Source organism: Sinisalibacter lacisalsi, assembly GCF_014640115.1.
Classification (GTDB): Bacteria; Pseudomonadota; Alphaproteobacteria; order Rhodobacterales; family Rhodobacteraceae; genus Sinisalibacter; species Sinisalibacter lacisalsi.
The window spans coordinates 117,099-143,842 of sequence record NZ_BMGI01000002.1; the positions used below are offsets into that span (position 1 = coordinate 117,099).

Genomic DNA, 26,744 nt, shown 5'->3' on the forward strand with positions numbered 1-26,744 from the left:
GCAAATAAACCGGACCCAGATAGTTGATTGACAGCGAACCGGCGCTGAAAAGGGTATCAAATGAACCACGAGAAAAAAAGGTCGATTGAAAGAGTTCTTATCACCGGTGGGACCGGCTCATTCGGCAAGACCATGTTAAAGGATCTTCTTGCACGGGGTGCAGATGAGGTCCGGATTGTCAGTCGGGACGAAGAAAAACAGGACGCTCTGCGCGCTGAACTTCGAGATGACAGGGTTCGGTATTACATTGGTGACATACGCGATCGCGGGGCGGTTGACCGGGCCATGCATGGTGTCGATGCTGTTTTCCATGCTGCGGCTCTGAAGCAGGTACCGAGTTGCGAGTTCTTTCCACACGAAGCGGTTTTGACGAATATCATCGGATCGGAAAATGTCATACGATCAGCTGTTGCGGCGGGTGTGCAGAGCGTTGTCTGCCTGTCGACTGACAAGGCGGTCTTCCCCGTGAATGCCATGGGCATGACCAAGGCACTGATGGAAAAGACGGCGCAGGCCACCGCGCGGGAGTTGGGGCCGGGGTCTGATACGTCCGTTTCTGCGGTAAGGTACGGAAACGTCATGTATTCTCGTGGCTCGGCGATTCCGCTGTTTGTGCGCCAGATCAAGGCCGGCAAACCGATCACGGTAACAGAACCTACTATGACCCGGTTTTTGATGCCGCTACGCGACAGCGTGGCGCTGGTGCACCATGCGTTCGAGAATGCTAACCAGGGCGACCTGTTCATCAAGAAGGCCCCGGCTTCGACGATCGCGGACCTGGTGTCGGCCTTGAAAGAGCTTTTCAACGTCCCGGATCATCCGGTCGAGTTCATCGGCTGGCGCCACGCGGAAAAGCTCTATGAGACCCTCGCGAGCGCGCAGGAACTGGCAAGTTCGGAAGACATGGGCGACTATTATCGTATCGTGCTCGACATGCGGGATCTGAACTACAAGCCGTATTTTTCCGAAGGCGAGGAGGTGACCGCGCGTCTCGACGACTATCATTCCCATAACACCGATCGGCTCGATGTCGCTGGCGTCAAAGAGCTGCTGCTGACCCTTCCGGAAATCCAGACCGAACTTCAGGCATGGACCGAGGTGAAGTGATGCGGATTGTAATCACCGGCGCAAAGGGGTTGATCGGCTGGCATGCCCATGTTCGGCTTCACGCGGCCAATTGCGCGGCGCGTTTTCGGGGCGAGGCGGAACCCTTCGAGATCGTTGTGTTGGACCACGCCGGCTTTGACGAAGATGCCACACTCGAGTCGGCTCTTGGCGCCGCCGATGGGCTACTGCATTTCGCTGGCGTGAACCGGGCTTCTGAGGCGGTTGTTGAAGCGGTCAACCCGGCCATTGCGAGGCGCCTTACCGATGCCTGCCGTGCTGCTGGGGCCGCGCCCCATATCGTCTACGCGAATTCGACCCATGCGGCCGGTGACACGACCTATGGCCGCTCGAAGCGAATGGCGGGAGAGATCCTGTCCGAGGCCACGACGCGCTACACTGATTTGGTGCTGCCGCATATCTTTGGCGAGGAAGCACGCCCATTTTACAATAACGTCACGGCAACACTGATCGCCCAGATCCTGGCTGGCGAAACGCCGAGCATCAATCCCGAGGGCCGGGTGCAACTCCTGCACGCGGGCGCCGCTGCGCAGATGGCGATCGATGCCGTGACTGATGGTGCGACGGGCCGGATCGACCCCGAGGCCACGGATATTTCGGTGACGGCGCTCCACGAAAAACTTCGGGGCTTCCACGACAACTATTCGGCAAACATCTACCCTGATCTTGCCGTCCCGTTCGACCGCGACCTGTTCAACACCTACCGTGCCGCCACCTATCCCGATGGCTGGCCGCGGCCCCTCAAGCTCAACTCGGATGCGCGCGGCACCCTATTCGAGGCGGTGAAAGGTGGTGGTGGCGGTCAGGCATTCCTGTCCACGACAAAACCCGGCGTGACCCGAGGCGATCACTTCCACTTGCGGAAAGTTGAGCGTTTCCTTGTCATTCAGGGCGAAGCGATCATCCGGGTTCGAAAGGTGATCTCCGACGAGGTCTGGGAATACAGGGTCTCAGGCGATGTCCCTGCACCGGTCGACATGCCCACGTTGCACACGCACTCCATAGAGAATGTCGGCGAGACCGATTTGCTGACCTTGTTCTGGACCCATGAGCTTTTCGATCCCGCTGCGCCCGACACATTTGCCGACAAGGTGCTGAAATGAAAAAACTCAAGGTCATGACAATCCTCGGGACCCGCCCCGAGATCATTCGTTTGTCGCGTGTGATGGATCGGCTCGACAGATACACTGACCACGTGATCGTTCATACCGGTCAGAACTGGGACTACGAACTCAACGAGGTCTTTTTCGAGGATCTTGGGGTGCGCAAGCCCGATCACTTCCTAGGTGCCGGCGGCGGAACTCTGGGGGACACACTTGGCAAGATCCTCTCGGAAAGTGAGCGCGTCCTTCTTGACGAAAAGCCCGATGCAGTGGTGGTTCTGGGCGACACGAATTCGGCCATTTCGGCCATCATGGCGCGGCGGTTGAAAATTCCGATCTATCACATGGAAGCGGGCAACCGGTCTTTCGACCGCAACGTGCCTGAAGAAACCAACCGCAAGCTGGTCGATCATATCTCGGATTTCAATCTGGTTTACACCGAACATGCCCGCCGCCATCTCTTGTCGGAGGGCATCCAGCACCGCCGCATTTACCTGACCGGGTCGCCGATGCGGGAGGTTCTGGACCATTACCGCGCCCGGATCGAGACGTCGGATGTGCTAGGCCGGCTGCAACTCAAGGCTCGCGAATACTTCATTGTCTCGCTGCACCGCGAGGAAAACGTCGACAGCTCGCCGCGCCTCACCGCCTTGGTCGAAGCTCTGAACCTGATCGCCACGCAGTATGACATGCCGATCATCGTCTCGACCCATCCGCGCACGCGCAAACGGCTGGACGCGCTTGAAGGCCTGTCTTTGGACACGCGGGTGCGATGGCTGAAACCGTTCGGTTTCCATGACTACAACCACTTGCAGATGCAGGCCTTCTGCGCGATTTCCGACAGCGGCACGATCGCCGAGGAGAGCTCGATCCTCAGCTTTCCGGCGATCTCCCCACGCGACGCGATCGAACGCCCCGAGGGGCTGGATGTCGGTTGCTTGATCATGACCGGCCTCAACCCCGCTACCATCCTGGACGCGATCGCGGCGATCACTCAAGGCTTTGCCGAGCGCCAGGCGGCGGGGTTGGATCACCCGGTTCCCGCCGACTATTGCGTGACCAACACGTCCGAGAGGGTGGTCAATCTCATCCTGGGCACGGCGCGGCTCTCGAATGCGTGGGACGGGATCCGGACAAATGACAAATGACTGAGGCTTCTCCCATATTTCTGATCGGCGCGGCGCGCTCTGGGACCAAGTTCCTGCGTGATGTGTTGGCCTCGGGTTCAGGCACGGCTGCTGTGCCTTATGACGTCAATTATGTCTGGCGATATGGTGCCGAGGGAGCTGAAAGCGATATTCTCGATCCGGCAATGTTGACCGACAAGCGCAAGCGGTTCATTCGCAATTCATTACAGACACTGAGCAAGGCCCGTCCGGAAGATATTTTGATCGAGAAGACAGTGGCCAGCACCCTGCGCGTGCCCTTCATCGAGGCTGTCTTTCCAGGTGCGCGCTATATTCACCTGATCCGCGACGGGCGCGAAGTGGCGGAGAGCGCGATGCGCCAATGGCATGCGCCGCCGAACTGGTCGGCGCTGTCTCGCAAGGTGCGCGAACTACCCATTCAAAACCTTGGCTATGTGGCCTGGTACGGTTGGAATTTGGTCCAGGGTCTGCTCTCGGGGCGCAAGGGGGGCAAGGTCTGGGGGCCGCGGTTCCCGGGGATCGATACGATGGCCAAAGAAGGGCCGCTATCACGGGTCTGCGCCCAGCAATGGCTGGAATCCTATAGCCGGGCGAGCGCAGACCTGTGCGGCATCGCCAATGCCGAAACCCGGGTCTTCACGACCCGATACGAAGACCTGATCCGCGACGAGACTGCGCTGTCGACGCTTCTGAATCGGCTGGACCTGCCCGACAAAGACACGATCCTTGCCAATTTCCGCAAGAAGCTGCGCCCGAACGAGCCGCAGATGTGGCGCAAGCTGCCGCAAGCGGACCTGGCGATCCTTGATCAGGTCTTGACCCCCGCGCTCAAGGAACTCGGATACTTGGAATGACACGGAATGTTCCCTTCTTCCGGCCCAGCGTTGGCGAGGACGAGATTGCCGCCGTTGTCGAGAGCCTGCGTAGTGGCTGGCTGACCACCGGGCCGCAGACCACCGCTTTCGAGGCCGAGTTCCGCGAACTACTGGGTGGTGATGTGCATGCGATCGCGGTGAATTCAGCGACGGCGGCGCTTCATCTTGGGCTCGATGCACTGGGAGTTGGTCCGGGAGATGAGGTCATCGTTCCTACGATGACCTTCACCGCCACGGCCGAGGTGATCCGCTATCTGGGTGCGACGCCGGTCTTTGTCGACATGGACCCGGACATGATCTGTGTCGATGCGCAAACCGTGGCGGCGGCGATGACCAGTCGGACCAAAGCAATCATGCCGGTGCATTTCGCCGGTCGCTCCTGTGACATGACCACATTGCGCAACCTTGCCGATGAACACGGCCTCGCCATTCTGGACGACGCCGCGCACGCACTGCCGACCCGGCATCGCGGGCATTTGATCGGCAGCCGTGCAGCCGGGGCCGACGTCACCGCCTTCAGCTTCTACGCGAACAAGACGATGACTACTGGTGAGGGCGGCATGCTGGTGACCGCCGATGAAATAATTGCCCAACGGGCACGCAAGATGCGGCTGCATGGCATCGACCGCGACGTGTTCGACCGGTTCACCAACGTCAGGGCCAGTTGGGCCTACGATGTGGTTGAGGCGGGCTACAAATACAACTTGACTGACCTTGCCTCAGCGATGGGCCGAGTCCAGTTGCGCCGCATTGATGAGTTCCGGGATGCACGAGCCCGGATAGCGGCCCGGTTCGACGACGCTTTCGGCGACCTGCCCCTGAGCCTGCCGCCCCATGCCGCCGAGGGCGACGAGCACTCGTGGCACCTCTATATCGTGCAGATCAGAAATGAGGCTCCGGTAACGCGCGATGGTTTCATTCAGCAACTGCAGGAGCAGGGCGTTGCCACATCGGTGCACTACCGTCCGCTGCACCAGATGACCTATTGGGCGACGATGACGGAGGGGCAGGATTTCCCGGCCGCGGACGCCTATTTCAGACGCTGCGTCAGCCTGCCACTGTTTATGGCGATGACCGAGGATGAGCAGGATCGGGTGATCGCGGTGGTGCGCGGAGTCCTGGGCGGATGAAACGGTTTCCAACTGCCACTTGCGAGGCGAGATGACGTCAACAGAGCAGACACTCCGCATCGGTTGGATGAGCCACCACGTTGAAGGGATGAAGCCGCTGCTGGACCTGCTGGCTGCCGGTATCCCGATCGCCGGTATCATCACGCTGGAGCCCGATCTGCTCGCCAAACGGTCGGGTGCGGCGGCGTATGAAGAAATCGCCGCACTGCATGGCCTGGCGCTGCACCGGATCCGAAACGTCAACAACCCGGACTCGCTGGCGCTACTCGAACGCCTGCATCTGGATGTGCTGTTCGTGATTGGCTGGTCGCAGATCTTGCGCAAGGATGCCCTGTCGCTGGTGAAAGTCGGATGCTTTGGGGCGCACGCGTCCTTGCTGCCGGCCAATCGAGGCAGCGCACCGATCAACTGGGCGTTGATCAAGGGCGAGAAGCAGACCGGCAACACCTTGATAAAGCTGTCGGTTGAGGTCGACGGGGGCGACATCGTTGCGCAACGGGCATTCGACATCACGCCGTTCGACAATGTTGCGACGCTGTACGACAAGGTTGGACGCAGCAACAGCGAAATGCTGCTGGAATTGGCGCAAGAGCTGGTTTCCGGGCAACCGGTGCAGTCCACGCCGCAAGTCGACGACGGCTCGCCGCCGCTACCGCGTCGCCGCCCCGAGCATGGGCAGATCGACTGGCACCAACCGGCGACAGCGGTGTATGATTTCATCCGCGCCCTGACGCGCCCGTATCCCGGCGCTTTCTCGTTTATAGCCGGGAAGCGGTATTTCGTCTGGCGGTCTGCCCTGCTGCCTATGGATGCTGCGTTGGCGCCGGCGGGAACGATCTTGGGGCCGGTGGTCTCGGATGACGACACTGGCTGCGGCATCGCCGTGGCGTGTCAGCGGGGGGCAATTGTCCTGCACGAAATCGAGAGGGATGACGGAACCCAATTCACTGGCCAGAGCCTTGCCACGGAAGGTCTGAGTGGAAAATGGTCAGAGGGAGAACCTTGCCTTGACTGAGGAAAAACGTGTGTTGGTGATCGCCGCGCATCCGGATGACGAATTGCTGGGGGTTGGCGGGACGATTGCCCTGCACGCGCGGGCCGGACACCAGGTGACCTGTGTTGTGGTCTGTGCCGGTAACCTCAAGCACGATCCCGACGGCGCCAGGGGCGTTTGGAATCAGGCGCATGCCGCCGCTGCAGAACTGGGCTGTGATGACCTGCGATTGCTGGATTTCCCGGATCAGGCGTTGGATACCTTCTCACTGACTGAGGTAATCACGCCCATCGAAGAAATCGTTGAGCAGGTTCAGCCGAACATCGTTTATGTGCAATACGGATATGACATCAACCGCGACCACCAGCTCCTGTTTCAGGCGGCTTTGGTGGCCACGCGGCCGATGGAGGCCTACATTGAGGCGGTCTATGCCTTTGACACGGTCAGCTCTACCGAATGGGCTTATCCCCGCAGTTTCAATCCGGATACCTGGGTCGATATCACCGAGACGCTTGAGCAGAAGATCGCCGCGATGGCCTGCTATGAGACCGAGCTGCGCGACTGGCCCCATCCGCGTTCGCTGCGTTCGTTGCGGGTCAAGGCGGAAAGCGCCGGATCGCAGGTTGTGTGTCCGGCGGCAGAAGCCTTCATGACGATCAGGAGAGTGACCCGTAATGGCAAAACGCCTGTTTGACATCCTTTTCGCGCTCTTTGCCTTGGTGATCACCGCGCCGTTCCTCGCCTTCGGGGTAATCGGGATCAGCTTGTCATCTCCGGGGCCGGTTTTCTACCGGGCGCGGCGCATCGGGCGGAACGGCGAGATTTTTGACATGCTGAAGCTGCGCTCGATGCATGTGGCGTCAGAGTCGGGGTCGTCGATCACTGCGCCAGGAGACGCACGCATCTTTGCGTTTGGCAACCTGCTGCGGCGCACCAAAATCGACGAAATCCCGCAATTCTGGAATATTCTGGTCGGCGACATGTCGGTTGTCGGCCCGCGCGGGGAGGCACCCGGCGTCGTCGAGGAGCATTACACCGACTGGATGATGGAGACCCTGAGGGTCGCTCCGGGGGCGACCAGTCCGGGGGCAATCTACAACTACGTGATGTCGGATACCCTGTTGGATCCGGAAGATCCCGAGGGTAGCTATGTTAACCGGATGCTGACACCAAAGCTGGCGCTTGAACGCGCCTATGTCGAGCGGGCGGGGTTGTGGCGTGACATGATCTACATCGTGCTGACCGTCGCGGCCATTCTCGCGACTGTCGTTGGGCGAAAGGTCGGATTGCCGGCCGGCGATGTCGAGCTGGCGCGCCGATGGGCCCCTGAGGGCCCTTTCCCTGAGTGAAGGGCCAGTTCATGCGGATCCTTCTGACCCACCGCTATTTCTGGCCCGACAGCTCGCCTTATGGCGTAATCCTTCGCCAGATCGGCGAAGAGCTGACGGCAGCCGGGCACGAGGTGCAGATCTTCACCTCGAAACCGTCCTACGGCAAGGACGCTCCGGATGCTCCCGCGCATCAGCAGCTCGGAGAGATGACGGTCCGGCGTATCTGGGTTCCGTCCGAGGCCCGCCGCAATCCACTGATCCGGGTACTCAACGTTCTGATCTACTGCATCGCACTGTTCGTTCACGTCCTGCGCAGCCGCGCCGATGTTGTGACCGCCTGCACCTTCCCGCCAGTTCTGGCGGCCTGGAGTGCTAGCCTTGCCGCCCGGCTGACCGGTGCGCGCTTCATCTACCACATGCAGGACATTCACCCCGAGGTGTCCACCTATTCCGGAGGGCGCCTTGGGCGAGGCCTTCCTGCCCAAATTCTACGCTGGCTGGATAATCAAACCCTGCGCCGCGCCTTCGCCATCGTGACCCTGTCCGAGGACATGGCAGAGACCCTGCGCGCGCGCGGGCTGGGCGCGCTGCCGATCCATATCATCAACAATCCGCCGCTGGACGCAGACGGCGAGGCGGTCGCGCCGCCCGCCGATCTGCGCAAGCACGATGGCACGGTCCGGGTGATTTTCGCCGGAAACCTGGGCCGGTTTCAGAATCTGCCGCTGTTGGCCGAGGGCGTAGCGCTGTGTTTTGACGATCACCCCGAACTGGAGCTAATGTTCATGGGCCACGGCGTGGCGCTGCCCGAGCTGAATGCATGCTGGGGCGATCACCCGCAGGTACGTTTCGCTCCGTTCCTGCCCTTTGCGCAGGCACGCGGGATCATCGCCGACGCCGATGTCGGACTGGTGTCGCTGAGCCCGAACATATACCGTGTTGCCTACCCGTCCAAGATCGCGACCTATCACAAGTTGGGCCTCAGAATCCTGGCGCTGGTCGAACCCGAAAGCCAGTTGGCGCGGGACCTTGAACGCTGCGGGGAAGGCGCCGTCCCCGCAGCCGCCACGCCGCCCGCCATCGCTGTGGCGCTGGAAAGGCTCATCGCCGCGCCGATGCCGATCCCGAACAGCCGACACGATCAATGGGCATCGGCGTCTTGGGGGCAGATCGTTGATGCGCTGAGGAGCGACTGCCGATGACGACACCCCACCTGGACGAGCAACCGTCCATCATCTTCCTCGGCGGTGTTTTCCTGCCGTCCCAGCGCGAAACTATCCTCAAGCATTCGCGCGGCGTCGTCCAGAACGCGGCCGATGCGCTGCAAAAGGCATTCCTGCGCGGCTTCGCAGGGCATGTCGGCGACAACATCCAGCTCGTCAACCTTCCCTTCGTCGGAAGTTATCCCCAGATGTATGACACGGTGACGTTCCCGGCCTGTGAAGACACGTTGCCGCCCGGGATCAGGGCCCTCGGCGAGGGTTTCCTGAACCTGCGCTTCATTCGCTTCTGGTCGCGGTTCGTGTCCGCCTTTCGCGGACTGCGCCGCGCCAGCAAGGATGTCGAGGCGCCGATTGTGGTGGTCTATTCCGCTCATTTGCCGTTTCTCGCGGCGGCGTGGCTAACGCGGATCGTTCGGCGTGATGTGTTTCTCTGCGCGATCCTGCCCGACCTGCCGGAGTTCATGGGCGTTGGTGGTCGCCTTTACACGACATACAAGACGGTCGAGTCGTTTCTGTTCAGGAAGATCGTCCGGGGATTCGATTCGTTCGTATTTCTCACCGACGCCATGGGCGACCGCATCGGGATTCCCGTTGACAAACGCATGGTGGTCGAAGGCATCTATGACCCGCAGGATGATCCGCCATCTACCGAGGCTGCGAGCGAGGGCGACAACACGTTCACCATCCTATACACCGGCACGCTCGCGGCCCGATATGGCATAGTCGATCTTCTGGAGGCTTTCGAGGACCTCAACGCCTCCGAGGCTCGGCTCTGGATCTGCGGCGACGGTGACACCCGTCCGATGATCGAATCGATGGCCGGGCGCGAACCGCGCCTGCAGTATTTCGGTCAGGTGCCCCGATCCCGCGCCCTGGAATTGCAGCGCGCGGCCAACGTCTTGGTGAACCCGCGCCGACCGGAAGGGGAATTCACTAAATATTCCTTCCCGTCAAAGACCATGGAATATCTTGCGTCCGGCAAGCAGGTGATCATGCACGGGTTGCCGGGTGTCCCGCCCGAATACCTGGAGCACTTGACGATCCCCGCGACGCCCGACGCGGCCGGACTGGCACAAACCTTGCGCGCCGTGTCCGCCCTGAGCCGAGACGAGCGCGCGACACGCGGTGCCCGGGCGCGGGCATTCATCCTGGCCAGCAAGTCGCCCGAGGCGCAAGTGGCGCGGGTCCTCGACAAATGGGCGCAATTGCGGGACGGCAAGCCGGCGCGAGGGACCGCCGGACGCCGGGCATGATCAACGCCCGCACAAAAACGTTGTTCGTCGCGGTGATCTCGGGCCTCGCCGGGCGCGCCGTGGCGCTGATAGCGCCGCTGCTGGTCATGGGGCCGATGCTAGATCACCTGGGTCCCATCCTGTTCGGCATCTGGCTGACTGCCGTGTCCCTGGCAGCGCTCGCGAACTTTCTCGATTTCGGTATCGGAAATGCCGCGTTGACCCGTCTCAGCGAGGCGTTCGGTCGGGGCGATCTGGGTGGCGCACGGTCACTATTGGGGCAGGCCTATGTACTTCTAGCGGGGCTTGCCGCCGGATTCATCGCCGTGACGATCTTGGGGACTGGGCTAATCACCGTCGTTCTGCCCGGCGTTTTCGAGTCGCAGGCGCAGGCGGCCGTCGTGGCGATTGTCCTGAGCGCCTTGTTCCTGACCTTCGTAACCGGGTTGCTCGTCAAAACACTGCAAGCACGCCAAGCATATGTTCATGCCCAGCTGGTCCAGATCATTGGCCCGATCGTGGCCTTGTCGGTCAGTCTGTGGGCGATTTCGGCGGGCTTTGATCCGGTGATCGTGGTGCTGCTCTACACGCTGGCGTCGCCCCTGACCCAGGCCGCGTGGAGCGCGGTCTATTTTGCCGCCCGACCAGCGCAGAGACCCGCCTTCGACAAGCTGGACCGGACGTCGATCCGGGCCTGGACGGGGATTGGCGGAGCGTTCTTCGTGGTGTCGATCCTCACCGCGGTCGGAATGAACATGGATAACCTGATCATCGCCGCGCGGGCCGGGGCCGAAGCCGTAACGGATTTCGGCGTTCCGGCACGGCTAGGCTCGTTGCTGATGCTGATCGTCTTCACGGTCTTCATGCCGCTCTGGACCCTGTTCGGGAATGCGCTGGCACGGGGCGACCGCGAGTGGCTGTTGCAGACCGCCATGAAGATGAGCGCGGTAGGCGCGCTTGCGGTGCTGATTGTCGGACTGACAATGGTCCTGCTGGCAGACCCAATCATCCTGTTATGGATGGGGCGCAGTTTTCCGGATCAACAACTCGTGCTCATGGGGATGGTGGCATCGGCAACGGTGATCGCCCTTACATCACCGTTCAACATGATCCTGAACGCGGCCGGGATGGCCAGACAACAGATCCTACCATGGGCCGGTTTCGTTGGCCTGTGCCTGGTGGCCAAAACCCTTATGGTGACACCCGAAACAACCTGGTGGGTTCCCTGGATCACGACTGCCGCCTACGCCGTCTGCGTAACCCCGCGCATCTTGCAGCTTGCCATCACAAAAGCCCGAGGTTAACGGTATCGAACTGAATTGGGTCTAATTTTTCGAAATGTAAACTAGAGTTGGAAAAGACAAAATTGGGTTTCAGCACCAACCATTCATCTAGGCCATGGCCGCCGCGAGTCTGATATGCTGGTGTATTTCTCATTCATCGCCGTTTTGCTGCTTTTCTCCGCCCTTAAGGGCAGGAAAGTTGGCTCTTTTCTCGCGATTTTGGTTTCATTCTTTTTTGTCGGGTTGCGATACGAGACGGGTTTTGATTGGCCCGTTTACAAGGGAATTTTCGAATCTCTCGGTGAAAACTATTCTTGGGAGAGCATTCTATTTCAGAGCCTCATCAGATCTCATGAGGTTACATTCGTCGCCTTTCTTGGCTCAATCGCTCAAGTTCTTCCCAGCTATGAATATGTACAGGCTATTTTTACGCTCTTTTTCTTGTTATCGTTTTTCAGGCTTGCAAATGCCATTCCTGGGTCGCGTCCCGTTCTGGCGCTGGCGGTCTTTTTCTCATTTTACCTGACATCAATCGGCTTCTCGACAGTTCGGCAGACCCTGGCGATAAGTCTATTCAATTGGGGACTTGCTTCATATCTCCGTGGAGGACGATGGAGCGCATACGTCTTCATGACATTAGCGGCCATGTCACAAATCAGTTCTTTGCTCTATTTTGCGGGCTTTCTGGTGAGTAGATCAAGCATGTCAAGAAGACTTTTTAGGCCCATTCCGTATTCATTTTTTTCATTGATGTTCATGCTCAGCTTTCCATTTTTGATAGAACTGATTGCGATGGCTGTTCCCTTTGTTGAATCAAAGATTGCCTTCTATAGAGGGCTATCGTTTTCGTCATATTTTGGAATAATGACAACTGGTATGCTGATTTTGGTCTATTTGATTGGCTTAATGACTGCGCACCTCCTAATGCGGCGAAGCAATGCTCCTGACGGACTTCCAAATGAGTTGCTCTGCCTGATTTCTGCTTTGTCAGCTATTGCAGTTGGAAGTTTTTTCTTTTCCGTCTTGAGGGAGCGGATAAGTTATGAGGTTCTGCTTTTGTTCAGTATCTTTTTGTCGACTAGATTCGTGAAATCCAGAATTACTGTTGCGGCTGCGATCATTGGTTTCGGGTTGATTGTCCAGACAAGACTGTACTTTCAGGATCCTTTTGATTTGGCATTCGTTCCATATCAGAATGGGGTCGCTCTTTGGCTGACCGGAAGCGAGTCAACTGGCGAGGCGCGCAGTCAACTTTATCTTGATATTTTCAGCGAGCAGTTCCGTTGAGCGTCAAGAACATGATCCAATTATAGGGCGGCACAATGGCAGCCATGTTGTACGCAGATAGAAGCATCAAGGCACACCTGTCGTGGCAGCTTGCCGAGCTACAACAATAATTGAATCTACGCGTCACGTCGCAACGTGTATCAGACCCTGTCTTGCAAGAACCGCACCGAAATGCTCGCGCCCCCAAAGTGCCGGACTGTCATAGCCGGCAATGCCCGGTGACCTGCCACTGAACTTTCATCCAGCCAGAATTGTTGGTCCGCCCCCGAACCTTCTACCGCCCTTGGCGAGAGTTTTCCGGCTTCGATCAGGGTGACAGGCTGGTGGTGTCCCCCGATTTCGTCAGCGTGATCGGGGCTTTGTTGCCGATCGCGCTGTGTGGCCGTTCCTCGTTGTAGTATCTACGCCAAGCCTCCAACTTTTCGCCCGCATCTGCAAGCGTCAAGAACCAGTGCGCGTTCAGACATTCCGCTCGGAACCTGCCGTTGAAGGCTTCAATGAAGGCGTTGTCGGTTGGTTTCCCCCGGCCTTGAGAAGTCCAACACGACGCCGCGCTGATAGGCCCAGAGGTCCATGTCGCGGGAGATGAACTCGCTGCCCTGGTCGACCCGGATCGTCTTCGGATAGCCGGTTCCACGGCAAACCCGATCCAACGTCGCGACCACGTCCTCGCCGCGATAGCTGAACCGCGCATCGAGAACAGGCACGTATCGCGAGAAGGTATCGACGACTGTCAGCACCCGCAGCTTCTTGCCGGTCGCCAGTTGGTCATGGACAAAATCCATCGCCCAGACATCATTCGGCCCGACCGCCTCGGCGCGGTCATCGCGAAGTTTGGCCTTCACCCGCCTCTTGGGCGTTTTGTTCCTGAGCTGCATCCCCAACTCCCTGTAAATGCGATAGACTTTCTTGATGTTGATGCCCCAGCCCTCGCGGTCCAGAAGGACATGAACCCGGCGGTAGCCGTAGCGCACCCGCGTCTCGCAGATCTCCTTGATCCGCTTCTCGACAGCAGCCTGATCCCTCTCGGGACATTGCTCCGCAATGCCCTGCCGGGCAGCGGGTGCGGCGGGATTTGTAGTGAAACGACGAGCGGTCGAATCCGATGGCCCCACACGCCGTCCGGATCGAGACCGCCCAATCGCTGCACATCCCGCGAACCAGTTCGCGCATCCGATCCCGTTGCCCGGCAGCGCATGCATGCATGCGCGAGAGGGGGGCCTCAGATCTTTCGCCGGATGACATCCTGCAACATCTCGCGGTCCAGCGTCAGGTCAGCCACGATCTTCTTCAACCGGCTGTTCTCATCCTCGAGCTGCTTCAGCCGCTTCATCTCGGTCGGCAGCAAGCCGGCATACTTTTTCTTCCAGTTGAAGTAGGTCGCCTGGCCACCTCTCGGCGATTGCTGCGCAATCACCTGCCGGTCAACGGATCCCGGCCTTGCGGCAGATCTCAGCCACTGGCGTGCCTTCCTCGCCCTGCTTGATGATGAACGCCTTCTGCGCGTCCGAAAACTTCGATGCCTTCATGTGATTCCACTCCTCTCTCAGCCGGGAAATCGTAGCGGAAAATTCCAGCTTGAAACGGTCCAGTTTGCGGGGATCAGAGTAGAAGCCCATGCACATGCAGCCCCTTTATGCGGGTGCGCCCTACCACGGGACGGGCGTTGATGAGCGTCTGTTCGAGATAGGTCTCTGCCTGCCATCGGGCAGCGACATGAGCGACGCCCAGCAAGACGAGGTCATCGGGCGCATTCTGGCCTTGCTCGATGGGCAGCGCTGAAGGCTGCACTTGCTGCAACAGGAGTGAGGCCCGAACCCGTTGCCCGCGTTCAGGCTGCGCTCGGTGCGCCAGGCCTCGGTACCAATCACAATAGCTGGCATATATCCTTTTTAACTTTTGGTTATCCGTGCATGTCGGGGCTATGGTCTTGCGACCGGAGATTGTGCCGTACCGGCGACCTTTCGGTTGAAGGGATTTTCCAGATGATTTCCAAGTTGATCAGCTTGTTGCTCGAACTGGCCGATGCGCCCCGGCAGGTGAAAGGGCGTCTCCTGCTCGGCCTCGACACCGTGCTCGTTCTCGTCAGCCTCTACACGGTTCTGGCCCTTCGGTTTGAAGATCTCATGTTTGCGACCCGGGCGCCGTGGGGGTACGCGGCGCTTTTTGCCGCCATGACGGTCGCGACGCCAATTGTTCTTATCTTTCTGCACGTTCCGAGAATCAAGCTTGGGGCACTGGAAGGACGGGGTACATCGCGGATTGCCCTCGCGGCCGGCGTTCTCGGTTTGGTACTGATCGCGGTCGGCTTCCTGCTTCAGGCGCTCTTGCCGCGCTCTGTACCCTTTGGCTTCGCCGCGATATTCTTTGCGGCCGCGCTGTTGATGCGCATCGTTGCGGTGCAGCTGGTCACAAGGGCCGCGCATCACGATGCCGCCGCCGATAGGGTTGCGATCTATGGGGCCGGGGCCGCCGGGATCCAGCTGGCCTCGTCGCTGCGCCAGGCCCGTGAATTGCGCCCGATCTTCTTCGTCGATGATGATCCGAAACTACGCGGGTTGATGGTCGGGGGGTTGCCGGTTTTTGCGCCGGGGCTCCTCGCGGAAAAACTGGAGCGCCACCAGGTGAGCCACGTGCTTCTTGCGATGCCATCGGTGGAACCGCACCGGGTCAAAGCGATTGCCGACAAGGTTGCAGATCTCGGGGTCGAGGTGCGGTCGCTGCCGTCCTACGTCGATATCATTGCGCGGAACGAAGGCATTGGTGTGCGTACCGTGGCGCCGGACGAGCTGCTTGGCCGGGCCATGGTGAACCTCGACGCCCCGGATATCACGAGCACCTATGCCGGTCGGATCGTGATGGTGACCGGGGCAGGGGGGTCGATCGGCTCGGAGCTGTGCCGTCAATTGCTGGAATGCGGCCTGGAAAAGCTGGTCCTCTACGAACAAAGCGAGTTCGCACTCTATTCGATCCACAACGAGCTGACGCAATTGGCCGAGCGCGCGGGGGTCGAGCTTGTCGCACGGCTCGGGTCGGTGATCGACCGCAACCGTGTCGACTACGTGCTCGCCGAGCAGAAGGTCAATGTGATCCTGCACGCGGCCGCCTACAAGCACGTGCCGATGGTGGAGGAAAACGAGATAGAGGGTGCGCGCACCAACGTGCTGGGCACCCGAACGGTGGCGCTTGCAGCACAGGCCGCCGGCGTGGAGCGGTTCGTTCTGGTCTCGACCGACAAGGCGGTGCGCCCCACCAACGTGATGGGGGCGACGAAGCGGCTGGCCGAACTGGTGATCCAGGATCTCGCCACGCGCAGTGCCAAGACCAAATTCTCCATGGTGCGGTTCGGCAATGTCCTGGGCTCATCGGGTTCGGTCCTGCCGCTGTTCCAGCGCCAGATTCTGGCCGGTGGACCAGTGACGGTGACTGACCCCGAGGTGACGCGCTTTTTCATGACCATACCCGAGGCGGCCCGGCTGGTGCTGCTCGCGGGCTCCTATTCGCGGGGGGGCGATGTTTTCGTGCTCGACATGGGGCGGCCGGTGAAGATCATCGACGTGGCCCGGCGAATGATCGAGCTCTCCGGTCGGCGGGTCTATGATCCTGAAACCGGTTGCGGTGATATCCGGATCGAGATCACCGGCCTGCGGCCTGGCGAAAAGCGCTATGAAGAGCTTCTGATCGACCACGACAACCTCTGCGACACCCCGCATCCCAAGATCCTGCGTGCCGATGAACCCATGCTCAGCGAGATCGAGGTCAAGGCGGTGATCCGCGAGATCGAGGGGGCGATCGAGCATCAGAACCCGGATCGGGTGCGCAAGGTGATCGAGGCGAGGGTTGATGGCTATTGCCGCCCGGATCATGCGACGGCGCGTGATGCGTGAGGGCCTGTCCCCAGCCAGTGTGTGCGACTGCGACCCAGCCACTACGCGCAACTTGGTAATCGCCTTCTCCCGATAGCGTGGCATCACATTCACTGGCTATCAATCGCCCTCGCACAATTGCGGCGGCGGCGAAGCCCGTCGCCACCAACACTCTGTCTTTGTGATCTGACGAAGGACATCGTTGGTCGCGCCAAGGGGTCAACCAACTGCTCGAAGGCGCGACCGTGGCGTAGGCGTTCAACAGCGCGCGCGAATGAGGGGTCCGGCACGGGCGTATGGCTGATTGCGACGGGACGGCGCGGCCGCGCACTGCATGTCAGCGGCGCCCTCTGCCCTTTCGGCGGGGCTTGGAAGGCTGATGGTCCGGTTTCGCCAGTTTGTCCTTGCCGGTGCACCTGGGATAACGAACACAACCGAGAAATGCCCCGAACCGCCCGCTTCGCTCGACAAGCCATCCGTCGGTGCAGTTCGGGCATGCTGGGTAAACGGCCCCGCAGGTGCATCGGACTTCAGCGGTCCCGTCGACCTTCCGGGGAAGCGCAGCGCCACAGGAAGGACAAGCCGGCAGCAGGTTTTCGCAATGCTGGGCGTGCTCGCAGCGGTACCATGTGCGGCCGTCCTTGCCCTGCACGCGCAGCAATCGCCCTCCGCACTCCCCGCATTCGTGGTCTTCCTCGGCCTCATCGGTCACCGCGGCAACACCATAGCCGGGTTCCTTTTTGAGTTCGGTGACGAAGGACGATGGTCGTGAGTTCGAGGCCAGGATCGTGAGCGTGTGGCGGGCTCGCGTCATCGCGACATACATCACGCGTCGCTCTTCTGCGTGCTCGTATGGCTCTGCCTCGGGCGAGACGAGGTCCAGGAGTGGGTCGTCCACGATTTCCGAGGGGAAGCCGGTTCGCCCACTGTTGGCCGCCAGGAGCACGACGTGGTCGGCCTCGAGGCCCTTGGACGCATGGATGGTCTTGTAGGTGAGGCGAAGCCGTGGGAACTGGCGCTTTAGGTCGCGCATGTCCGGTTCCAGGAACCGGTATCGCCCCAGCAGGAGCACGGTCGGCGCCTTTGCCCCTTCGGGCCGGGTTGCAGAGATGGTGGCCAGAACCTCGGACAGTTTCTGCCCATCCTCGTCCTTCGCGGTCATCACCACCCTGATCGCCGGTTCGCTCGCGGTGCCGGCCGGGATGATCTGCTTGTCGAGCTGTGCCGGGTTCCGCAGTACGAAGGTCCGGGCGGCATAGGCGATCTGATCGACGGAACGGAACGTGCGACCAAGGTCCACGGTTCTGTGCACGCCGCGCGCGCCGTCGAACTCTCCGCCGAACTCCTCCCCGAAATGGCGCATCAGGTGGATGTCCGAGCCCGCAAAGCGGAAGATCGACTGCCAGTCATCGCCGACGGCAAATATCCGTGCATCGGCATGCTGGGCCTTCAGCGCCTTTACCAGCCGGGCCCGGCTCTGAGAGATGTCCTGAAACTCGTCGACGAGGATATGGCGAAACGGGCTGGCGTACCGGCCGGTTTCAGCATGGCGCGCCGCCCGCAGGATCATGTCCTCGAAATCGATCCGGCCGCCGAGGCGCTTTTCGTATTCCTCGTAGACAGGCGCAAACACGTCGAGGAATGCCTTGGCCCGTTTGCCAAGCTTCCTCTGCTCGGACCTGGCCTCGCACTCGGCAAGGCTGTAGCCGCCGCTCTTGAACTTGCGCAGGAACGTCCCGAGCAACTGCGAGAAGGTGTCGACCTGGTTGAGCTCGAGGACGCGGTCGTAGATCGTCTCCATAGCTCGGGGCTTCAGCGTCACGTGGGGTGCCAGTTTTTCGGCGAGGCCGGTGAGCAGCCGGCCCTCCTGACGTTCGTAGCTGTAGGTCTCGATGAGCGTGGTGTCGTGCTCGGCATGAACCTCGCGCTTCCACGTCATTCCGGCCAGGTATTCCTCGCGGTCCACGAAAGGCGCCGTCACCAGGCGCTCGCCACCATCGGCCGTCTTCTGGCGCCGCACCCCGAAGTGCTCGATGTAGATCCCGCTTTCGGTCAGCCGGAAATCCGGCGTGTAGTCCCGCCGCCCAGCCCCGTCGAGCTTGTGCTCGTAGTCCGGCTCGTATTCGTACTCGATCCCGTTTTCATAGAGCCAGTTGGCGATCTGCAGTTCCTCGTAGCTCTTGACCTTTTCGCCCTGAAGCGTGCGCAGGTCCTGGCTCTCCAGATGGGTGTAGAACTCGTGCTTGGTCTTGAAATCCCACTCGGTTTTCGGCTCCACCAGGAAATGCGCGAACCACTGGATGATGGCTCGCGACACATCGGAAACCGCACGCACGAGGTCTTTCAGGATCTGTTTGATCAGGTTGGTGAAGGCCAGATCGTCCGTGGCGTGATCAGCCAGCGCCGGCTTCGAGCCCTCCACCACGCCGATGATGTCATAGGCGAGCGCGTGAAACGTCCGCGCGACGATCGGAACACCGGAGCGTGCCTCAACCCTTACCGACATCTCTTCGGCGGCGTTCTTGGCAAAGGCGAGCAGCAGGATCTCCTCTGGCTGGCGGATCCCGGATTTGACGAGGTAGGCCGCTTTCGCGGTGATCACGCTGGTCTTGCCTGAGCCTGCTCCGGCAAGGACCAGGGTTGCATCCTCATCGACGACCACTGAAAGGCGCTGCTCGGCTGTGAGGGGCTTGCTCTCGATCGTGTCGAAGAAATCCTTCCACCTTTCCAATTCGGCCGAGACATAGGCTTCGATACCCCCGGCCCGTGCGTTTCGAGGATCGGCCACGAAGTTCCTCACCTGGGCGACACGCGCCGCCATCTCCGGGCCGATGGCTTCGGGCTGGAGCTTCGACAGGAGCGCGGCATCGAGGGTTCGTGCGTCATCGACGAAGGGTGCGACCAGGCAAGCCGCGGGATAACGGCTTGGTTGCGCCAGTGCTTCCACGGCTGCGTGCATCCGCTCGAAGCGTGCCGCCTCCTTGGCGAGCCTGTCCAGGTTGAACGCGACCCAAGCACCTCGCAGACCCTCCGAGAAAGCCTGGGCTTCGGAATAGCGCGCGCCCTTCATCACAATAGCAAACGGATCGCCCGACGGGATCGCCAGCGTCGTTCCGAACGCCCCCTTCCTTGCGATCGGCGGAGCGCTGACCGCATCGAGCGACACCACCCGTGTTCGCCCCCGGCCGATGATCCGTAGGGAGTCCGCATCGAGCTCAATCCGACGAGCCGTCTTGCCGAATGGGTTCACCAGGAGGCCAAGCAGCGGTTTTTGTTGTAGTCGAATCAATGGTCTGAGCCCGATCGTTCTTCCTCGCCAGCTTGTGACGCCAGGTGAGCAAGTTGCAATCACCAATGGCCGCCAAGCGCGCGTCGCGGAGCCGAGCCACCCGGTCGCAGTTCTTTCGATTCTTCGTTCGGGAAGGAACAGGCTTTTTCGGTGGTGGCGTGATTCACACATGCCGCCAATGGTTCCTTTTGGTATACAGCGGCGCTTTGCCATCGCTGCCTGCGCATTTCTCTATCGGGCCGATCGGTCCGTTGCAGTCCGCTTGGCGTCTGTAACCTCGCAAAGATCATTATCTGCGCATTGCCGCCGCTCAGGTCGGTCGCCTGGCTCTCGCTGCCAGCGGCCGCTCCGTCCCTTGTAGCTTCCCATCGGATCTTCGTCCGATCATCCTTGGGCGTACCAGAGGCAGACCCGGAGCCATTCGTAAGGTGGTGAACACTAGTTCCACTTTCCCACGGTGTTTCCGCTGTGCTTCGATGACGCGATCGGGATAGTCTCGGGGCGACCCCTTGACCGGATTGGGGCGAGCAGGTCTTCAACAGTGGACCCTGCGCAGAGAGAGGTTGTTCACTTCGGATGGTACAGAACAGGAAGGAGTATTCCCGATGATCACCCCCGTCCTGCTCAGCGGCGGCTCCGGCACCCGGCTCTGGCCGCTGTCGCGCAAGTCCTACCCGAAGCAATTCGTGCCGCTGGTCGGCGACGAGACGCTGTTCCAGGCCTCCGCGCGGCGGCTGTCGGGGGCAGGGTTCGCGGCACCGCTGGTGCTTACCAATGCCGATTTCCGCTTCATCGTCACCGAGCAGCTCGCGGGCATCGGGATCGACCCCGGCGCGGTTCTGATCGAACCCGAGGGACGCAACACAGCACCCGCCGCGCTCGCCGCCGCGCTCTGGCTCGAGCAGGCCGACCCGGACGGGCTGATGCTCGTCGCCCCCTCCGACCACGTGGTGCCCGATGCGGCGGCCTTCCGCGCGGCGGTGGAGATCGGCCGCGCGGCCGCGGAGGCGGGCAAGCTGGTGACCTTCGGGATCACCCCCGACCGCGCCGAGACCGGCTATGGCTACCTCGAGCTTGGCGAGCGCCTCGATCCGGGCGCGCCGCGGCTGATGGATCTTGTGCGGTTCGTGGAAAAACCCGACGCGGCAAGCGCCGCCGAGATGGTCGCCACCGGCCGGCACTTGTGGAACGCAGGCATCTTCCTGTTCTCGGTCCGCGCGATCATCGATGCGTTCAAGGCCCATGCGCCGGAGTTGGTGGCACCAGTGGGCGAGGCGGTTGCGAAGGGCCGGGCCGATCTGGGCTTCCACCGGCTCGATCCAGCGGCCTGGGGCATGCTCGCGGATATCTCGATCGACTACGCGGTGATGGAGCGGGCGGCCAACCTCGCCGTGGTGCCCTTCGCCGCCGGCTGGTCCGATCTCGGCGGCTGGGACGCGGTCTGGCGCGAGAGCGGGCCGAACGGCGATGGTGTGGCCACAGCGGGCAACGCCACGGCGATCGATTGCCGCAACACGCTTCTGCGCTCGGAGGACGAGAACCTCGAGATGGTGGGCCTCGGGCTGGACAACGTCATCGCCGTGGCCATGCCCGACGCTGTGCTGGTCGCCCACAAGGACCGCGCCCAGGAAGTGAAGGCGGCGGTGGCGGCGCTGAAAGCCCGGAACGCGCGCCAAGCGGAGGCTTTCCCGCGCGATCACCGGCCCTGGGGCTGGTTTGAAAGCCTGGCGATCGGGGATCGGTTCCAGGTCAAGCGCATCGTGGTGCATCCGGGTGCGGCCCTGAGCCTGCAATCGCACCACCACCGCGCCGAGCACTGGATCGTGGTGAGTGGCACGGCGAAGGTGACGATCGGCGAGACCGAGACTCTCGTGAGCGAGAACCAGTCGGTCTACATCCCGCTGGGCCATAAGCACCGGCTGGAGAACCCCGGCAAGCTGCCGATGGTGCTGATCGAGGTGCAGACCGGCTCCTACCTCGGCGAAGACGACATCATTCGCTACGAGGACGTCTACGCCCGTGACTGAGCTGAGCTGTTTCAAGGCCTATGATATCCGCGGGCGTCTGGGCGAGAACCTCGACGAAGGCATCGCGCGGCGGATCGGGGCGGGGTTTGCCAGGGCGCTCGGCGCGCGAAAAGTCGTGCTCGGGCGCGATATCCGCGCCTCGTCAGAGGCGCTTTCGGCCGCCGTTGCCGAGGGGCTGACAGGGCAGGGGGTAGAGGTGCTCAATCTCGGCCTGTCGGGCACCGAGGAGATGTATTTCGCGACCACGCATTTCGGGGCGGATGGCGGCATCTGCGTGACCGCCTCGCACAACCCGATGGATTACAACGGGATGAAGATGGTGAAGGCGGGATCGGCCCCGCTCGATCCGGCCAAGGAACTCGCGCAGGTCAAGGCGATGGCCGAGGCCGAGCTTGCACCGGCGGCCACGCGCGGCGCGGTGCACGCAGCAGATGGTGCGCGCGCGGCTTACGTCGCCCGCGTGCTCTCCTTCGTCGATATCGCGGCCCTGAAGCCGCTCAAGCTCCTCGTGAACGCAGGCAACGGCGCGGCGGGGCCGACCTTCGACGCGATCCTTGAGGCGCTGGTCGCACAGGGCGCGCCGCTCGATGTCGTGCGCCTGCACCACGACCCCGACCCGAGCTTCCCGAAGGGCATCCCGAACCCGCTGCTCGAAGATAACCAACCCGTCACCGGCGAGGCCGTCCGCGCCCATGGCGCCGATATCGGCATCGCCTGGGATGGCGACTTCGACCGCTGCTTCCTGTTCGACGCCAAGGGGCGCTTCATCCCCGGCGAATACGTGGTGGGCCTGCTCGCCGAGGCCTTCCTCGTCAAGGAACCGGGGGCCAAGATCGTCCACGACCCCCGCGTGGTCTGGAACACGCAAGAGATCGTTGCCCGCCTCGGCGGCGAGGCCGTGCAATCGCGCACCGGCCACGCCTTCGTCAAGCAGGTGATGCGCGAGACGGGGGCCGTCTACGGCGGCGAGATGTCGGCGCACCACTATTTTCGCGACTTCATGGCCTGCGATTCAGGGATGATCCCCTGGCTCCTCGTCCTCGAACTCATGAGCCGGCGCGGCGCACCGCTCGCCGCCCTCGTCGACGCCCGCCGCGCCGCCTTTCCCTCGTCGGGCGAGATTAATTTCCGCGTCGAAGATGTTGCCACCGTGATTTCCTGCATCGAAGCGGCCTATGCCCCCGACGCCACGGCCCGCGACGACACCGACGGGCTCAGCCTCGCCTTCCCCGATTGGCGCTTCAACCTGCGCGCCTCGAACACCGAGCCGCTGCTCAGGCTGAACGTCGAGGCGAAAGGAAACGCGGACCAGCTCGCGGCCCGTGTGGAGGACCTTCGCGTATTGATCGAGGCGTAATTGCCGGGCGGGTTAGACCGGGCCGGTGGACGGCCGATCATCGGCGATGATCGTCAATCGTTTGATCCATCCCGGTCATGCACCATGACGGCGCCTCTCTACGCCCACACATTATGTTCCGCCTGCTCAAGATAGCGCGAAAGCACATTCACCGACTTCCACCCGCCCGCGCGCATGATCGCGGCGGTGTCGAAGCCTTTCTTCAGCAGGTCCTGCGCCGCGCCGACGCGCAACGAGTGGCCGCTGAACTCCCCGACGACCGAGGGATCGAGGCCTGCGCGTGTCGCCGCGGTCTTGATCAGGCGTTTGACCGTGGTGGTGCTGAGGTCGCGGTCGATCGGGTGGTCCTGGTAGATCGGGCAGAACAGGGGCGAGATGTCGGGCCCGCGCCAGGCGAGCCAGTCCGCGATCCGGGTGGCGGTGGCGCGCGAGGTGAAGGCGAGGCGGCCCTGGCCGAAGGGGTCGGCCTTCGAGCGACGCACGATCACCTGCAGCGTGCCGTCCGGGCGGACCTCGATGTCGTCGGTCTTGAGTGCCACGAGTTCCGAGCGGCGCGAGAGCAACTCGTAGCCGAGCGAGAGCATCGCCTTGTTGCGCAGGCCCCAGGGCGTGTCGGGCTCGCCGGCGATGAACGCGTCGAGAAAATCCCGGGTAAGGCCCTTGGCCTGTTTCGGGCGGATGGGCCTGGCGCGCCGGACGCGCCGAAGCGACAGATTGATGTCTTCATCCTGGGTCGGATCGGGCAGGCGCAAGAGCCTGTGGGCCTTGCGGATCGCGTAGAGGCGGCGTCGCACGGTGGACGCCGCTTTTTCCTTGCCCTGGGCTTCGAGGAAGGCGCAGACGGTCGCGACATCGGCGGGGAAGGGCGGCTGTCCTTCGCCGGCGCACCAGTCGACAAAGACCTGCACGTCCGCGTAGTATGACTTCATCGTCGAGGGGGCATAAGCGCCTTCGAGACGAGCGAACTGGGATCTCCAATCCGGAATTGTGAAACAACCGTCCATTCCCCAAATATGATACCAGAGGGATCATAATGCAAGACGATGTGTTGACGGCAGGTCAAATTCGCGCCGCGCGCGCGGTGCTTGGATTGACTATTAGCCAATTGGCCATCGATACGGGGATTGGTCTTGCAACTTTGAAACGCTATGAGGCAGTCGAAGGTGTGCCCAAATCGAGGAAGGGTCACCTGGAGACTCTTCGGAAATTCCTGGAATCCGCCGGCATCGAGTTCATCGGCACACCCGACGACGGCCCCGGCATCCGCATCCACCGCACCAGGCCCGACCGCGCGGAATGACCTTCCTGCGCTCCGTTCTCCTGCACGCCCGGTGGTCCTGGCTCGTGCTCTTCCTCGGCATGGCCGGGATCATCGCCGTGGCCACGCTGACGCCACAGGATCGCGTGCCGCAGGGGCCCGCGGGGCTGGACAAGGTCTTCCACGCCCTTGCCTTCGGCGTGCTGGTGTTGCCCGTGGCGCTGCTGCGCCCGGACCGCCTTCCGGCCGTCCTTCTTCTCGCGATTGCCTATGGTGGGCTCATCGAGCTGATCCAGCCGCTGGTCGGACGTTCCGCCGAACGGGCCGACCTCTTCGCCGATGCGCTCGGCGCGCTGGCGGGGGCCGGGCTCGGTCTCGCGCTGCGCCGCCACCTGTTGCGCCGCGAGAGCGATCGGTCTCGCTGAGATCGCGCCCTTCGCGCGCGCGCCCCGCACACCTCCCCGGCCGGAGGAGGGAGGCGCGCCGAGTGCGGATTACCAGATCTGGTGTTTTTTACTTGTCCTTGTCTAAATGTTGCGTTAACCATTTTTCCAAAGCGCAGGATGTGCTTGTCCAATCTGTATTCAGATCCAGGGGACGAGATCCATGTGCGCAATCTCCCGTTCGGCTTTCACCCTCGCGGCCGACCCGCAGCGCCGCGACCTTTCCCGCGCCCGTTCTGGCGCGCGGGGTGATCCTTACCGCGTTGAGCCGCGCGACGCCGCGGCGGGGGGTGCCTGATGCCTGCCCGCAAAACCTCGAAGTCCCGCTCGACGCTGCCCGTAACCACCCGCGCGGCGCAGGTGCTCGACAGGGTGTCGGCCAGGGTCGCGCTGGCGCCGGACGAGAACGCCGCGGAGGTTGCAGCGCTGCGCGCGGCGCTCAAGGCCGAGTTTGCGCCGACGGGCGTGGTCGCCGATCTCATCCTCCGAGACATCCTGCAGGTCCAGCTCGAGCTGGACCGCCTCGAGCGCAGCGGCCAGATGCTGATCAACACGCACGCCGCGGACCACATGGAGTTGCATCTGATGCGCAGCGCGCCGGGGCTCTCGGCGGCCGAGGCCCGGGCGCTGGCGCGAAGCTGGGCGCTTGGATCGGGCAGGGCGCAGGGAAAGGCCCGTCGCGAGATCGCGGCTCTTGGCGTGAACGAGGCGGAGGTGCTGGCCAGGACCCACGCCGCGCTGGCGGAGGTCCTGAGCCTTGCGCGGCGCGACGAGGAACGCCTAGAGGGGCGCCGTCGCAAGCTCCTGGAGGATTACGGGCGGGCGAATGGCCTGGCGGCGGGGGAGATCGAGGACGCGGAGGTCATCGATGGCGCGTGATCCGCAACAGGCCAATGAACGGGCCGATGCCGCGCGCCGGCGCAATGCCCGCAAGAGCACGGGGCCGAAGACGCCCGGCGGCAAGGCGCGCAGCGCCGCCAATGCCCGCCGTCACGGGCTCGCGCGGATCGTGCCGGAACCGGCGCGGGTTCTTGCGATGTACCGCGCGATCCTCGGCGATCGGGCCGCCCTTCCACCGAAGCTGCGCGACCCCGAGCGCCGCCGGATCGCCTGGCAGCTGGCGCAGGCGCAAGTCCAGCTTGACGTGATCGAGGCGGTTTTTTCCGACGGGGCCGTTGCCATGCTGTCGGAGGCGAGCGCCGGGGAGGGGGCGGGGGCGTGCAGCGCGGTGCTGGCGGAGGCCTTCGTGATGCGCGCGCGGATGCAGCGCTACCGCACCGCGGCCTGGCGTGCCCAGTCGCGCGCGCTTGCCGCGTGGTTCGATCTCGGGGAGGTGGACTGATGGCAGCCAGGCGCAAGACCGCCAGCCGCGGGGCCGGGCCGCAGCCGCAGACCCGGGATGACCGCGGGGTCGAGGATAGGCTGGCCGGGATCGAGGCGGAGCTCCTCGACGCGCTCGAGATCGGCCCTGCCGGTCTCTACGAGGTCTGGCGCGCGCCCTGTCGCTATTGCTGGGGCAGGGCGCATCTCTATCAGTGGACAACCCGGCGAGAATACCACGAGGCGCTGGAGCGCGCGGTTGCACGCGGGGTGCCCCGCCCGCATGCCGATGGTGGCTTTGGCTATCGCGCGGACGGCGCGCCCAATTCGGCGTGTCCCTAATGCTGCGGGCTTGGCGAAGACAGGGTCCGGCTGCGCGATTTCGCGCGGATCCCCGGCGCCGGGCGGGCGCTGATCGCCGGGGTCCGCGAGGGCCCCCGCGGCCTCGAGATC

General features: G+C 62.4%; 23 protein-coding genes and 1 pseudogene. 21 read left to right on the plus strand and 3 right to left on the minus strand.

All coding sequences use genetic code 11. The features are described 5' to 3' along the window. Positions 1–60: 60 nt before the first annotated feature. The 12 genes from IEW01_RS06385 (at position 61) to IEW01_RS06440 (ending at position 12,731) form a co-directional block, all read left to right on the plus strand. Positions 61–1,107 carry an SDR family NAD(P)-dependent oxidoreductase gene (locus tag IEW01_RS06385; RefSeq protein WP_188526795.1) on the plus strand — a complete coding sequence of 349 codons (1,047 nt, stop codon included), beginning with the start codon at positions 61–63 and terminating at the stop codon, positions 1,105–1,107. After that, a complete protein-coding gene (locus IEW01_RS06390; RefSeq protein ID WP_229738122.1) occupies positions 1,089–2,228 on the plus strand; it encodes a polysaccharide biosynthesis C-terminal domain-containing protein in 1,140 nt (379 codons plus the stop codon). Before IEW01_RS06385 ends, IEW01_RS06390 begins: the two co-directional genes overlap by 19 nt. Beyond that, a complete protein-coding gene (gene wecB, locus IEW01_RS06395) occupies positions 2,225–3,376 on the plus strand; it encodes a non-hydrolyzing UDP-N-acetylglucosamine 2-epimerase (protein ID WP_188526796.1) in 1,152 nt (383 codons plus the stop codon). The genes IEW01_RS06390 and wecB overlap by 4 nt, the downstream gene beginning before the upstream one ends. Beyond that, positions 3,373–4,230, plus strand: coding sequence for a sulfotransferase family protein (locus tag IEW01_RS06400; protein WP_188526797.1), 858 nt, complete (start codon positions 3,373–3,375; stop codon positions 4,228–4,230). The genes wecB and IEW01_RS06400 overlap by 4 nt, the downstream gene beginning before the upstream one ends. Then, entirely contained in the window at positions 4,227–5,381 is a 1,155-nt protein-coding gene (locus IEW01_RS06405) for a DegT/DnrJ/EryC1/StrS family aminotransferase (RefSeq protein ID WP_188526798.1), read from the plus strand. Before IEW01_RS06400 ends, IEW01_RS06405 begins: the two co-directional genes overlap by 4 nt. Before the next feature lie 67 nt (positions 5,382–5,448). Beyond that, entirely contained in the window at positions 5,449–6,396 is a 948-nt protein-coding gene (locus IEW01_RS06410) for a methionyl-tRNA formyltransferase (RefSeq protein WP_188526799.1), read from the plus strand. Further along, positions 6,389–7,069: a PIG-L deacetylase family protein gene (locus IEW01_RS06415; protein WP_188526800.1), complete on the plus strand. Its 681-nt coding sequence runs from the start codon at positions 6,389–6,391 to the stop codon at positions 7,067–7,069. Before IEW01_RS06410 ends, IEW01_RS06415 begins: the two co-directional genes overlap by 8 nt. Further along, positions 7,050–7,724 carry a sugar transferase gene (locus IEW01_RS06420; RefSeq protein ID WP_188526801.1) on the plus strand — a complete coding sequence of 225 codons (675 nt, stop codon included), beginning with the start codon at positions 7,050–7,052 and terminating at the stop codon, positions 7,722–7,724. Before IEW01_RS06415 ends, IEW01_RS06420 begins: the two co-directional genes overlap by 20 nt. An 11-nt stretch (positions 7,725–7,735) precedes the next feature. Beyond that, on the plus strand, positions 7,736–8,908 hold the full coding sequence (locus IEW01_RS06425; RefSeq protein WP_188526802.1) for a glycosyltransferase family 4 protein: 1,173 nt from the start codon (positions 7,736–7,738) through the stop codon (positions 8,906–8,908). Further along, entirely contained in the window at positions 8,905–10,182 is a 1,278-nt protein-coding gene (locus IEW01_RS06430) for a glycosyltransferase (RefSeq protein WP_188526803.1), read from the plus strand. Before IEW01_RS06425 ends, IEW01_RS06430 begins: the two co-directional genes overlap by 4 nt. Beyond that, on the plus strand, positions 10,179–11,465 hold the full coding sequence (locus IEW01_RS06435; RefSeq protein WP_188526804.1) for a lipopolysaccharide biosynthesis protein: 1,287 nt from the start codon (positions 10,179–10,181) through the stop codon (positions 11,463–11,465). Before IEW01_RS06430 ends, IEW01_RS06435 begins: the two co-directional genes overlap by 4 nt. Positions 11,466–11,579: 114 nt before the next feature. Next, positions 11,580–12,731 carry an EpsG family protein gene (locus IEW01_RS06440; protein WP_188526805.1) on the plus strand — a complete coding sequence of 384 codons (1,152 nt, stop codon included), beginning with the start codon at positions 11,580–11,582 and terminating at the stop codon, positions 12,729–12,731. Positions 12,732–13,038: 307 nt separating this feature from the next. Here IEW01_RS06440 and IEW01_RS06445 read toward each other — a convergent pair. After that, positions 13,039–14,260, minus strand: a pseudogene (locus IEW01_RS06445) (IS3 family transposase). Between the two features lie 88 nt (positions 14,261–14,348). Here IEW01_RS06445 and IEW01_RS06450 point away from each other — a divergent pair. Together IEW01_RS06450 and IEW01_RS06455 are read left to right on the plus strand one after the other, a co-directional pair. Further along, entirely contained in the window at positions 14,349–14,513 is a 165-nt protein-coding gene (locus tag IEW01_RS06450) for a hypothetical protein (protein WP_188526806.1), read from the plus strand. A 203-nt stretch (positions 14,514–14,716) separates the two neighbouring features. Continuing rightward, a complete protein-coding gene (locus tag IEW01_RS06455) occupies positions 14,717–16,618 on the plus strand; it encodes a polysaccharide biosynthesis protein (protein ID WP_188526807.1) in 1,902 nt (633 codons plus the stop codon). Positions 16,619–16,934: 316 nt separating this feature from the next. Here IEW01_RS06455 and IEW01_RS06460 read toward each other — a convergent pair whose 3' ends face one another. After that, on the minus strand, positions 16,935–19,886 hold the full coding sequence (locus IEW01_RS06460; RefSeq protein ID WP_229738124.1) for a UvrD-helicase domain-containing protein: 2,952 nt from the start codon (positions 19,884–19,886) through the stop codon (positions 16,935–16,937). 605 nt (positions 19,887–20,491) lie between these two features. On the opposite strand from IEW01_RS06460, the gene IEW01_RS06465 reads away from it, so the two are divergent. Both IEW01_RS06465 and IEW01_RS06470 read left to right on the plus strand, forming a co-directional pair. After that, positions 20,492–21,913, plus strand: coding sequence for a mannose-1-phosphate guanylyltransferase/mannose-6-phosphate isomerase (locus tag IEW01_RS06465; RefSeq protein ID WP_188526808.1), 1,422 nt, complete (start codon positions 20,492–20,494; stop codon positions 21,911–21,913). Continuing rightward, entirely contained in the window at positions 21,906–23,270 is a 1,365-nt protein-coding gene (locus IEW01_RS06470) for a phosphohexomutase domain-containing protein (RefSeq protein WP_188526809.1), read from the plus strand. The genes IEW01_RS06465 and IEW01_RS06470 overlap by 8 nt, the downstream gene beginning before the upstream one ends. Positions 23,271–23,368: 98 nt before the next feature. Here IEW01_RS06470 and IEW01_RS06475 read toward each other — a convergent pair whose 3' ends face one another. Beyond that, the gene (locus tag IEW01_RS06475) at positions 23,369–24,274 is read right to left on the minus strand and encodes a tyrosine-type recombinase/integrase (RefSeq protein ID WP_268236805.1); all 906 of its coding nucleotides are present in this window, start codon (positions 24,272–24,274) and stop codon (positions 23,369–23,371) included. 29 nt (positions 24,275–24,303) lie between these two features. Here IEW01_RS06475 and IEW01_RS06480 point away from each other — a divergent pair, with 29 nt between their 5' ends. From IEW01_RS06480 to IEW01_RS06500, 5 genes are all read left to right on the plus strand, one after another. After that, positions 24,304–24,570: a helix-turn-helix domain-containing protein gene (locus IEW01_RS06480; RefSeq protein ID WP_188526811.1), complete on the plus strand. Its 267-nt coding sequence runs from the start codon at positions 24,304–24,306 to the stop codon at positions 24,568–24,570. Continuing rightward, positions 24,567–24,953: a VanZ family protein gene (locus IEW01_RS06485; RefSeq protein ID WP_188526812.1), complete on the plus strand. Its 387-nt coding sequence runs from the start codon at positions 24,567–24,569 to the stop codon at positions 24,951–24,953. The genes IEW01_RS06480 and IEW01_RS06485 overlap by 4 nt, the downstream gene beginning before the upstream one ends. 315 nt (positions 24,954–25,268) lie before the next feature. After that, positions 25,269–25,850 (plus strand): hypothetical protein, encoded by a 582-nt coding sequence (locus IEW01_RS06490; RefSeq protein WP_188526813.1) that lies wholly within the window; start codon positions 25,269–25,271, stop codon positions 25,848–25,850. Beyond that, positions 25,840–26,313, plus strand: coding sequence for a hypothetical protein (locus tag IEW01_RS06495; RefSeq protein WP_188526814.1), 474 nt, complete (start codon positions 25,840–25,842; stop codon positions 26,311–26,313). The genes IEW01_RS06490 and IEW01_RS06495 overlap by 11 nt, the downstream gene beginning before the upstream one ends. Continuing rightward, entirely contained in the window at positions 26,313–26,633 is a 321-nt protein-coding gene (locus tag IEW01_RS06500; RefSeq protein WP_188526815.1) for a hypothetical protein, read from the plus strand. The genes IEW01_RS06495 and IEW01_RS06500 overlap by 1 nt, the downstream gene beginning before the upstream one ends. The last annotated feature ends 111 nt before the right edge of the window (positions 26,634–26,744 follow it).